Origin of the sequence: Moorena sp. SIO4A5, from assembly GCF_010672005.1 — a bacterium.
Taxonomy (GTDB): domain Bacteria; phylum Cyanobacteriota; class Cyanobacteriia; order Cyanobacteriales; family Coleofasciculaceae; genus Moorena.
This window is the reverse complement of record NZ_JAAHHZ010000202.1, coordinates 1-9,241: the sequence shown is the minus strand read 5'-3', so window position 1 is coordinate 9,241 and position 9,241 is coordinate 1. Positions and strand designations below refer to the sequence as shown.

Below are 9,241 nucleotides of genomic sequence, written 5' to 3'. Positions count from 1 at the left end.
CTACCTTCCTGGTGCTTATAGCGCTACGGAACCACACCGACCCCATCCCGAACTCGGAGGTGAAACGTAGCTGCGGCGAAGATAGTTGGTGGGTAGCTGCCTGCTAAAATAGCTCAGTGCCAGGATATATATTATTTAATATATAGAAAAAGCCTCTTGTCTGAACTGGCAAGGGGCTTTTTCTATATTAAGCAACCACAGAGATTAAAATAGATTAAATCATTAGCATGGGTGTTGGGTTAACCAATAAGTAATAACTTAAGTAATAACTGAGGACTAAAAGCAATAATTCATATTACTTTATTGAGCGATCAAAACTATAAATTTTCTGAGTTGTTAAATTCTCACACACTGAAGATGGTCGCTTCGTAAAGGGAAACTTCTCTCGGTCTAAAAGTATTTGTAAACTTGTCAGTGGATCGTGTCCAGAAGAGACTAGAAATTCCAAGCATCTTAGCTCAGGCCATTCAATCACGCTGTCTAAAATATTAGCGATCGCATTTACATAGGGATGCTGACTGGATTGGTACCAATCTAGTGCTGCTAGCTCAGGCTGATCAAAGCCCAAGTGTACGATTAAAGCAGGTTTCTCAAAAACTGCGGACGCTACAGGTCTTGACTCCTCCTGCAATAATAAGTTTTGGCTATGAGCTAGAGACCTTAACTTTTCTAAACGCTCATAACGTTCTGTCACCTGCTGGGGCTGGTCTTGCCAATGAATCGCTACCGTAACTAGATAGGTCTGCAACAGCAGATGACCCAGCTTCTGTGCTTTAGTTGCCAGATAGCTAGAATTGTAGTCATTAGCTTCAATCAACAATGGGACCCGACCCACTACCTCCAATCCATAACCTTTTAAACCAGCGATTTTGCGAGGATTATTGGTAATCAAGCAAATTTTCTTAACTCCTAAATCATTGAGAATTTGTGCTCCCATGCCATAGTCTCGCAGGTCAGCAGGGAATCCCAAACGTTCATTTGCTTCTACGGTATCCAGTCCCATATCTTGTAAGGAATAGGCTTTCAACTTATTCACCAAACCAATCCCTCGGCCTTCTTGCCGCAAATAAACCACGACTCCCTGACCGGAATTCTCAATCATTTTCAGAGCCGTTTGTAGTTGCATTCGACAGTCACAGCGCAGAGAGCCCAACGCATCTCCCGTTAAACATTCTGAGTGCATCCGCACCATCACTTGATGCTCTTTGAACTGAGTCGGGTCTCCTTTTACAATGGCAACATGCTCCGAGTGATCTAAGGTGTTGCGGTAAGCGTAAATCTGGAAATTCCCAAAACTACTGGGTAATTGGGCAACGGATTCTCGAAAAACAAAGCGGTCATGTTTGAGGCGGTAACTGATTAAATCAGCAATACTGATAATTTTGAGTTGATGCTTATTGGCATACTCAATCAACTCTGGCAAGCGAGCCATGGAGCCATCAGCATTCTGAATTTCACAGATCACACCCGCTGGGTATAAACCTGCAAGTCTTGATAAGTCAACCCCTGCTTCCGTATGACCAGCCCGTTTCAATACCCCTCCCTTTCTAGCACGGAGGGGAAAAATGTGACCAGGTCGTCGCAAATCACTGGGTTTCGTTACTGGGTTGATCGCAAACTGGATAGTACGAGCACGGTCTTCAGCCGAGATACCAGTCGTCACCCCTAAGTGGGGTGCTGCATCAATGCTCACGGTAAACGCTGTCTGGTTAGTGTCCGTGTTGTTACTCACCATTAGCGGAAGGTCTAGAGCATCCAAGCGCTCCCCTGTCATCGCCAGACAAATCAACCCTCGTGCTTCCACTGCCATGAAATTAATCATGTCAGGGGTAGCAAATTGTGCAGCACAAATTAGGTCTCCTTCGTTTTCCCGATTTTCATCATCAACCACCACCACTGCGTGACCTGATTTCAGGTCTGCCAGAGCATCATCAATGCTATCAAACTTATACACATCAGTTTTCGTGGATTCCACTTGTTTGCTGCTTTTGTTTAATTTAATGAATGGGCTTGAAATCAATGGGACCATGATCCTAGCTCATTTTCCCAAGTTTGACACTTGACGCTTAGGTGAGATGGGTGCATCTCAATGCCTGAAATTAGGCAAAAATTCCCCCGAAAATTCCCACACTTCCCACGCGCCCCCGCCCCTCTCCCCAGACTTCCCAAACTTCCCTTCTTTTTTACAAAAATGAGATGCACCCGGTTAGATGTTCTTGGTCACTAGTATAGTCTATCGAAGTGCGGCGGCTTGCTTGGTGATAGACCACGCTTTTAATCACCAGAAGCAGGTTCCGATGTCAGCGCCTTGTGATTTGGTAAATTACCTAAGCATTCAGGCGTCAGGTATCAGCTAAGGTGCTACTTGAGGTGCTGCTTGAGGTGCTTTTGAATGAAACAGGTAAGTCTTCGTTTAATATCAGTTCCCTCCCCTGAGCGAGGAATTTATAGTCTTTGGCTTTGAGTCCGTTGAACTCCTCAGCCGGATAGCTTGTTTTAAGCTGACCCCTAAGGGCTGATAGCTGAATGCTTACGAAATCACAACTGGTCTTGTGGCACTAAAATGTTGCCAATAACTGAGGGATTAGGGTACACTTATTAAGTTTTTACGATCCGTTGCTAGGGGATAATTTTTGTTAGTGATCGGATTGACTAACAAATGTGGCAGCTGCACAAATAGTGCTAAAACAGGACGTAGAAAAGCGAGCCACTGTGCCCAAGACAGTGGATGAAAATACCTGTGGAGAGGGTCTGACAGGGACTGAGGTTGTTCTTGGTCTAGTCAAGAGTCCCGCAAGCAGGTGTATACTCAGCCCCAAGGTTGAGAATCTCCCACTGAGCTAGCAATTAGCCTTTAGTGGGGGAGGATGTGAAAGCTCTTACGGTACTGCTCCAGGCTGAAAGCCCCGTGTTTTTAAACCGGGTCAGAAGTTACCGCAAAAATAAGGCAGCCTTTATGGTTGGTCGGCTATGGGTAAAAGGGTTAAAACTTTATGATTAAGGCCAGAGACGAAACCTTAGGAGAGTGGAGCCTTTATGGTTAGTCGGTTATGGGTAAAAGGGTTAAAACTTTATGATTAAGGCTCCACTCTCCTTACGGTAACTTCAAACCTTATTTTAAGGTTTCGTCTCCGGGATGAAAGCCAGGTAGCGACTAAAGTCGCCTAGATGCAATTCCATTAAAAAGGTTGACAATACTTGTGCGCTAGAGTATTATTTAGATATGGGTACAGGCTGAAAATCCGTTCGCGTAGCGTCGCCTTTGGCGATGGCACAACCGGGTCAGAGACCCGCAATTGTTTGACCTTAAAGAAGAAATGCCCGGAGGGTAGGGAAAGTCCTCTTTAAAAACCCAATCATCAACTAACAATTGGTGTGTGAACCCAGCAAAGATACGACCTGAGAAAAGAGAATGGTACGGCGGGGTTAGAAGTTACCGTAAGAAGAGTGGAGCCTTTAAGGGTTACAGGCTATGCATAGAAGGGTTAAAACTTTTTTATTAAGGCTCCACTCTTCTAAGGTTTCGTCTCCGGCACGCCGAAACCAAGTGAAACAGGAAAGTAACGGACTTTATAAGGCACTTTTGCTGAAAGTAACTAAACGCTATCGCGAGACTAGCCCGCTGGGTCTTTCGTGAACTGACTAGAATCTTGGTCTCGACGGGATTCAGGTTTAGATATTGCCATTTGGACACGGAGGTTTAAGGCCGGTCGTAGATCTAGGAATCCCCGTCTTTTTAAAGCGGGGAGTGTCAACCTATAGGAAAGGAACATGATGGGGGATTTAGAACGCCTACCAGTAGGCATAATTGGTGCTTCTGGTTATGGTGGCGTACAACTTGTAAGGCTCTTGATGGATCACCCAGGAGTCGATATAGTTTATTTGGGTGGAGAAAGCAGTGCTGGCAAGGGATTTGCCGAGCTTTACCCTCATCTAGGCCATCGTGTTAATTTAACCATTGAGCCTATTGACATAAATACTATTGTATCCCGTTGTCAGGTAGTGTTTCTGTCCTTGCCTAACGGTTTAGCCCATAAGCTAGCACCATCACTGTTATCAAAAGGATTAAAAGTTCTCGATCTCTCAGCTGACTATCGATTTAGTAAACTTGAAACTTACAAAAGCTGGTACGGTGGAGAGCGCCACGACCAAGAAACCGCTGCTACTGCTGTTTATGGTTTACCGGAACTGTATCGCGATCGCATTTCCTCTGCCCAATTAGTCGCTTGTCCTGGTTGCTACGTCACCAGCAGCCTACTCGCCCTTGCTCCCCTGCTCAAACAGGGTCTGATTATTCCAGACACTGCCATTATCGATGCTAAATCTGGCACCTCTGGGGGTGGACGCAAGGCAAAAACCAATCTCTTACTAGCAGAAGCCGACAGCTCTCTAGCCCCTTATGGCGTGACCCATCACCGCCATACCCCAGAAATTGAGCAAATTTGCAGTCATTTAGCCAGTCATGAAGTCAGGGTGCAATTTACACCCCACCTCGTTCCCATGGTACGGGGAATCCTAGCTACCGTTTATGCCACATTGCAGGATCCGGGACTAGTCAGGGAAGATTTATTCACCATTTACACAGCCTTTTACCGCGCCTCTCCCTTTGTCCGCGTGTTACCCAGTGGCACCTATCCCCAAACCAAGTGGGCTTGTGGCACTAATCTTTGTTACATAGGGGTAGAAGTCGATAGCCGAACTGACCGAGTTATCGTCATGTCAGTCATCGACAACTTGCTCAAAGGTCAAGCTGGTCAAGCTGTACAGTGTTTGAATCTGATGATGGGTTGGGACGAAACCCTAGGCTTGCCTCAACTGAGTTTTTATCCGTGAATCGGTTGTGGGACGGATGTGCAGAAGATACCAGAAGTAGGGGGAGATAGGAAAAAACCATTCTTCCCACACTCCCCACCAAATAACCTTGGCCAAAGGCCACGGAATCGCGTTCAACCTTCAACCTTCAACCTTGGCCAAAGGCAACGCAATCGCGTTCAACCTCCAACCTCCAACCTCCAACCTTCAACCTTGGCCAAAGGCCACGGAATCGCGTTCAACCTCCAACCTTCAACCTTCAACCTTCAACCTCCTAACCTCCTAACCTCCTAACCTTCAACCCTGACACAGCGGGCCCATGCCACAAGTTCCAGCATAAATGGCGCGATCGCCTAATTCATCTTCAATCCGCAGCAACTGGTTATACTTAGCCACCCGTTCACTACGGCACAGTGAACCTGTTTTAATTTGACCGGCACGAGTAGCAACAGCAAGATCAGCAATAGTAGTATCTTCGGTTTCCCCAGAACGGTGACTAATCACGGAACGGAAACCGTTGCGAGTTGCTAAGTCAATGGTTTCAAGAGTTTCGGTCAAGGAACCAATTTGATTGAGCTTAATCAAGATCGAGTTACCCGCACCGACATCAATACCTTTTTGTAGCCTGGTGGGATTGGTAACAAATAGGTCATCACCCACTAACTGAATACGGGAACCCAGTTTTTCAGTGAGCAACTGCCAATTACTCCAATCCTCTTCGTGGAGTCCATCTTCAATAGAAACAATGGGGTATTGCCCCACCAACTCAGCTAGATAGTTAACAAACTCCTCTGGGGAGTGAGATGCGCCATCATAGACATACTGAGCATCTTTGTAGAACTCGCTCGCGGCCACATCCATGGCTAAAGCGATTTGTTCCCCTGGCTTATACCCAGATGTTTCTATAGCGGCAATCAATAAGTCTAGCGCTTCTTTATTTGACCCCAAGTTGGGAGCAAAGCCACCTTCATCTCCCACACCGGTAAGCAATTTTTTCTCTTTCAAAACCTTAGCCAAGGCGGCAAAAACCTCAGCTCCCCAGCGCAGAGCCTCTCGAAATGACTGTGCTCCCACTGGTACAATCATGAATTCCTGAAAATCCACATTATTATCCGCATGAGCACCACCGTTGATTACATTCATCAACGGAACTGGTAGTAGATTAGCTAGTGGTCCGCCTAAGTAGCGGTAGAGGGGGAGTCCTTTACTGGCCGCCGCCGCCTTAGCTGTAGCTAGGGAAATCGCTAAGATGGCATTTGCTCCCATATTCTTTTTGTTGGCGGAACCATCCCGATGAATCATCTTGTGATCAACCAACATTTGGTTGAGAGCATCGTTTTCCAATAGCTCCGGGGCGAGTTTTTCTTTGATATTCGATACTGCTTTGAGTACCCCTTTACCACCGTAGCGACGGGGATCATTATCTCGTAGTTCATGGGCTTCAAAAGTACCAGTAGAAGCACCACTGGGAACTTGGGCAATTCCCACGGCACCGTTAACAAGGCGCACTTGGGCTTCTACTGTCGGACGTCCACGAGAATCTAATATCTCTCTGGCATCAATTGCCGCAATTGCAGTTTCTGATTTAGTCAACATGCTTTTTCCTCTAATTATCTAAAGATTGCAACTGCCTTAATCGTTAAATCGCTCTAGGAAAAGAAAGGAATGTCACTTCTTTTCAATCTCCTAGTTAATCAATGATGTCAGCCATCTCAGCCCTTAGGAGCTGTGAGCTATCCGCTATTAGCTATCAGCTTAAGCGCTACGCGCACGCTACGGGAACAGCCATGGTTGAAAAGCTGACTCCTTGGTGGTTATAACTGGGTACTGATAACTTAATGCTTACGATGAGATTGTGCCACTTTAAGGTCTGGAACATCAACACTACACAGTTTTCTATACCTAGAGTATTGTTGATATAATCGCCCTAAATATTTCGACCATACTAATGGTGATATGGCTCACGAAAATTGCTGAAAATAATCACAATTATTTTAGAGTTGGCTCACAACAAACCAAAATTATTTTAAATAAGCTAGGGGAAGACTAGTTAAGATGACTAGGGTTTCGGGACTCTTACTGACCTGTTGTTAAGGGCAATAATATCATCTATGATTTCCTCCCCACTTCATAAATTTGTGTTTAGACCAGCATTGATTTCAGCAACAGTATTTGCTGCGCTGACGTTACCCGTAGGCTGGTTCGGTGCTAAGCCAATATCCATTAAAGTACAGGAGGAGCAACTATTCTACGGTCATGTGCGAGATGCGGCAACGCCTTACCTTACCTTGGCAACGGTGATTAGCCTGGGAGGTGGTATGGCCAGTGTAGCTATAGCAGGATGGCAAAAGTCTGCTCAACAATCATCGCAACTTCAGTCACAGCTATCAGATCTAGCACAACAAATTCAGAAAAAGGAAGAATTATTAGAAAAACTTAGGCTTTCAGAATCCCAGCAGAACCTTCCTCAACACAAGCCTTTAGACAATCAGATAGACAATCAGATAGACAATCAGATAGACAATCAGATAGACAATCAGATAGACAATCAGACATCGCCACAGCAGCCAATTAACTATACCGTCTATACTAGTTCTAGCTTCGAGTCAAACCGTGAACCACTGGTTACTAAGAGTGGGTCGAGAGAATATCAACCAGCCCCTAAATCTGTGATGAAGGTGCCAGCCAAAACCTTTGAGTACAAGCGATTGGCCGTAGGCCACGCTACGCGAATGCAAACTGGTGTGGGTAATAGTCAAACCCATACTGGGCTTGAATCCCATTCTGAAGTAGTATCATTACCATCGGAAGATATTCAGCAACTTCAAAGTCAGTTGCAACAGGTCAAAGCTCAGATGACAGCGATGCAAAAGGTTTTGCACAAGCAACACTTTGTATCTACTTGAACACCAACGTTATGTCTAGCCCATCACCCATCGACCCTCAAACCCCATCGGGATTGGCCGTTGGCCACCCTAAGCGATCAGAATTTGAGCTAAATCTGCTCAAACAGGAATATTTTTTCCTGCAAACTACTGTAGAAGATTACAACAAACAAATCTGGGTGATTAAAGCCTTGGGGATTACGGCCACTGGTGTGGTTGTGCGCATGGTCTTAAAAGAAAAACAGAATAGCATTGCCCTGATTGGGTGTGCTATTCCCCTGTTCTTCTGGATTCTAGAAAGTCAGTGGAAGCACTTCCAGCGCGGTTTCTATCCCCGTTTGGTAGAAATTGAGGAAATTTTGACTCAGGAGTTTAACTTGCGCAGTCCAGCTATTTTTACTGGCTGGAGTCGTACCTTTAAGCGCAGTAATATTCCCAAACGCCAAGGCTATCTTTGGGATGGTTTATTAAACCGTAGCGTTTGCATTACTTATCTGTTAGAAATTGGCTTTCTTTTGGTATTATCGTTAATTAGGTTTTAGGAATTAGAAGTGTTGAACAGGGAACAGCGGATCTGGGAACAGGGAATCGGGAATCGGGAATCGGGAATCGGGAAGAAATGGTTCCCTAGTGTGGCGATTATAAATGAGTATAAAATAATTGCTCGGAAGCTTACTAAGTAAGGCTTTTAGTGATTTAAAAAAGCAATTTTCATAAAAATTGCTTTTTATTGTATTGATACAGTACCTTTGTGGAATCCCTTGCTATTTAAGGGGTAATCGCTCATTTAAACTAGTTATTGAGTATAATCAGTCTAGGATAGGCATTGATCATAACACCTAAAAACACTCAGATCTTTTTCCTACTGTTCCCAGATCCGCTGCTCCCTGTTCCCTAAAACCCAGGACGAAATACCTCAGCCAATTGAGAACTGCTACATATGCGAGTAATCATCCAACGAGTCAAATCCTCCCAAGTCGAAGTAGAAACAACAGTGATTGGGAAAATAGGGCGAGGGCTTAACCTACTAGTCGGTATTGCGGATACTGATACGGAAGCTGAATTAGACTGGATGGTGCGAAAGTGTCTAGACTTAAGGCTATTTCCAGACGAGACTACTGGTAATGACCGTTGGGAAAAGTCCGTGCAGGATATAGGTGGTGAGCTATTGGTGGTTAGCCAGTTTACCCTTTATGGAGATTGTCGCAAAGGACGTCGCCCTTCCTTTAGTCAGTCCGCTGCTCCAGAATACGCTAGGGCATTATATCAACTATTTGTGGATAAGTTACGGATGAGTGGGTTGCGGGTAGAAACTGGTGAGTTTGGTGCTATGATGGAGGTTTGTATAGAGAATGATGGTCCTGTGACACTGTTGTTGGAGAAAGAGGCATTAGTGCGCTAAGGGAACAGGGAACAGGGAACAGGGAGTGTGGGAAGTTTGGGGAGATGGGGAGATGGGGAGATGGGAAACATTTTTATAGCGTTTATCATACTGACGAGGTACAGTAAATTTTCGTCTTACACCGACTCCCGATTCCCGACTC

At 45.2% G+C, this 9,241-nt stretch carries 8 protein-coding genes and 1 rRNA gene; 7 read left to right on the top strand and 2 right to left on the bottom strand.

Going from position 1 to position 9,241, the window contains the following annotated elements:
• Positions 1 to 7: 7 nt before the first annotated feature.
• A 5S ribosomal RNA gene (rrf, locus tag F6K57_RS32065) occupies positions 8 to 125 on the top strand.
• Between the two features lie 170 nt (positions 126 to 295).
• On the opposite strand, the gene ribBA is transcribed toward rrf, so the two are convergent.
• Positions 296 to 1,975 carry a bifunctional 3,4-dihydroxy-2-butanone-4-phosphate synthase/GTP cyclohydrolase II gene (ribBA, locus tag F6K57_RS32060; RefSeq protein ID WP_293072106.1) on the bottom strand — a complete coding sequence of 560 codons (1,680 nt, stop codon included), beginning with the start codon at positions 1,973 to 1,975 and terminating at the stop codon, positions 296 to 298.
• 1,799 nt (positions 1,976 to 3,774) lie between these two features.
• Between ribBA and argC the strand changes: the two genes are divergently transcribed.
• Together argC and F6K57_RS32050 are read left to right on the top strand one after the other, a co-directional pair.
• Entirely contained in the window at positions 3,775 to 4,833 is a 1,059-nt protein-coding gene (argC, locus tag F6K57_RS32055; protein WP_293029155.1) for an N-acetyl-gamma-glutamyl-phosphate reductase, read from the top strand.
• A gap of 18 nt (positions 4,834 to 4,851) precedes the next feature.
• Positions 4,852 to 5,106 (top strand): hypothetical protein, encoded by a 255-nt coding sequence (locus F6K57_RS32050; RefSeq protein WP_293072105.1) that lies wholly within the window; start codon positions 4,852 to 4,854, stop codon positions 5,104 to 5,106.
• Positions 5,107 to 5,109: 3 nt separating this feature from the next.
• Here F6K57_RS32050 and eno read toward each other — a convergent pair whose 3' ends face one another.
• The gene (gene eno, locus F6K57_RS32045) at positions 5,110 to 6,408 is read right to left on the bottom strand and encodes a phosphopyruvate hydratase (RefSeq protein WP_293046852.1); all 1,299 of its coding nucleotides are present in this window, start codon (positions 6,406 to 6,408) and stop codon (positions 5,110 to 5,112) included.
• 515 nt (positions 6,409 to 6,923) lie between these two features.
• On the opposite strand from eno, the gene F6K57_RS32040 reads away from it, so the two are divergent.
• The 4 genes from F6K57_RS32040 to dtd all read left to right on the top strand — a co-directional run bounded on the left by F6K57_RS32040 (position 6,924) and on the right by dtd (position 9,099).
• Positions 6,924 to 7,718, top strand: coding sequence for a hypothetical protein (locus F6K57_RS32040; protein WP_293072104.1), 795 nt, complete (start codon positions 6,924 to 6,926; stop codon positions 7,716 to 7,718).
• An 11-nt stretch (positions 7,719 to 7,729) separates the two neighbouring features.
• Positions 7,730 to 8,239, top strand: coding sequence for a hypothetical protein (locus F6K57_RS32035; protein ID WP_293029140.1), 510 nt, complete (start codon positions 7,730 to 7,732; stop codon positions 8,237 to 8,239).
• Positions 8,240 to 8,251: 12 nt separating this feature from the next.
• Complete coding sequence (locus F6K57_RS32030; RefSeq protein WP_293072103.1) at positions 8,252 to 8,380, top strand: hypothetical protein; 129 nt, start codon at positions 8,252 to 8,254, stop codon at positions 8,378 to 8,380.
• A 257-nt stretch (positions 8,381 to 8,637) separates the two neighbouring features.
• On the top strand, positions 8,638 to 9,099 hold the full coding sequence (gene dtd / locus F6K57_RS32025; protein WP_293029133.1) for a D-aminoacyl-tRNA deacylase: 462 nt from the start codon (positions 8,638 to 8,640) through the stop codon (positions 9,097 to 9,099).
• Positions 9,100 to 9,241: the final 142 nt, after the last annotated feature.

What these genes read in the sequence shown, in the direction of transcription:
- argC (WP_293029155.1), top strand. Translation starts at nt 3,775, where the DNA reads ATGGGGGATTTAGAACGCCTACCAGTAGGCATAATTGGTGCTTCTGGT.
- eno (WP_293046852.1), bottom strand. Translation starts at nt 6,408, where the DNA reads ATGTTGACTAAATCAGAAACTGCAATTGCGGCAATTGATGCCAGAGAG.
- F6K57_RS32040 (WP_293072104.1), top strand. Translation starts at nt 6,924, where the DNA reads ATGATTTCCTCCCCACTTCATAAATTTGTGTTTAGACCAGCATTGATT.
- F6K57_RS32035 (WP_293029140.1), top strand. Translation starts at nt 7,730, where the DNA reads ATGTCTAGCCCATCACCCATCGACCCTCAAACCCCATCGGGATTGGCC.
- dtd (WP_293029133.1), top strand. Translation starts at nt 8,638, where the DNA reads ATGCGAGTAATCATCCAACGAGTCAAATCCTCCCAAGTCGAAGTAGAA.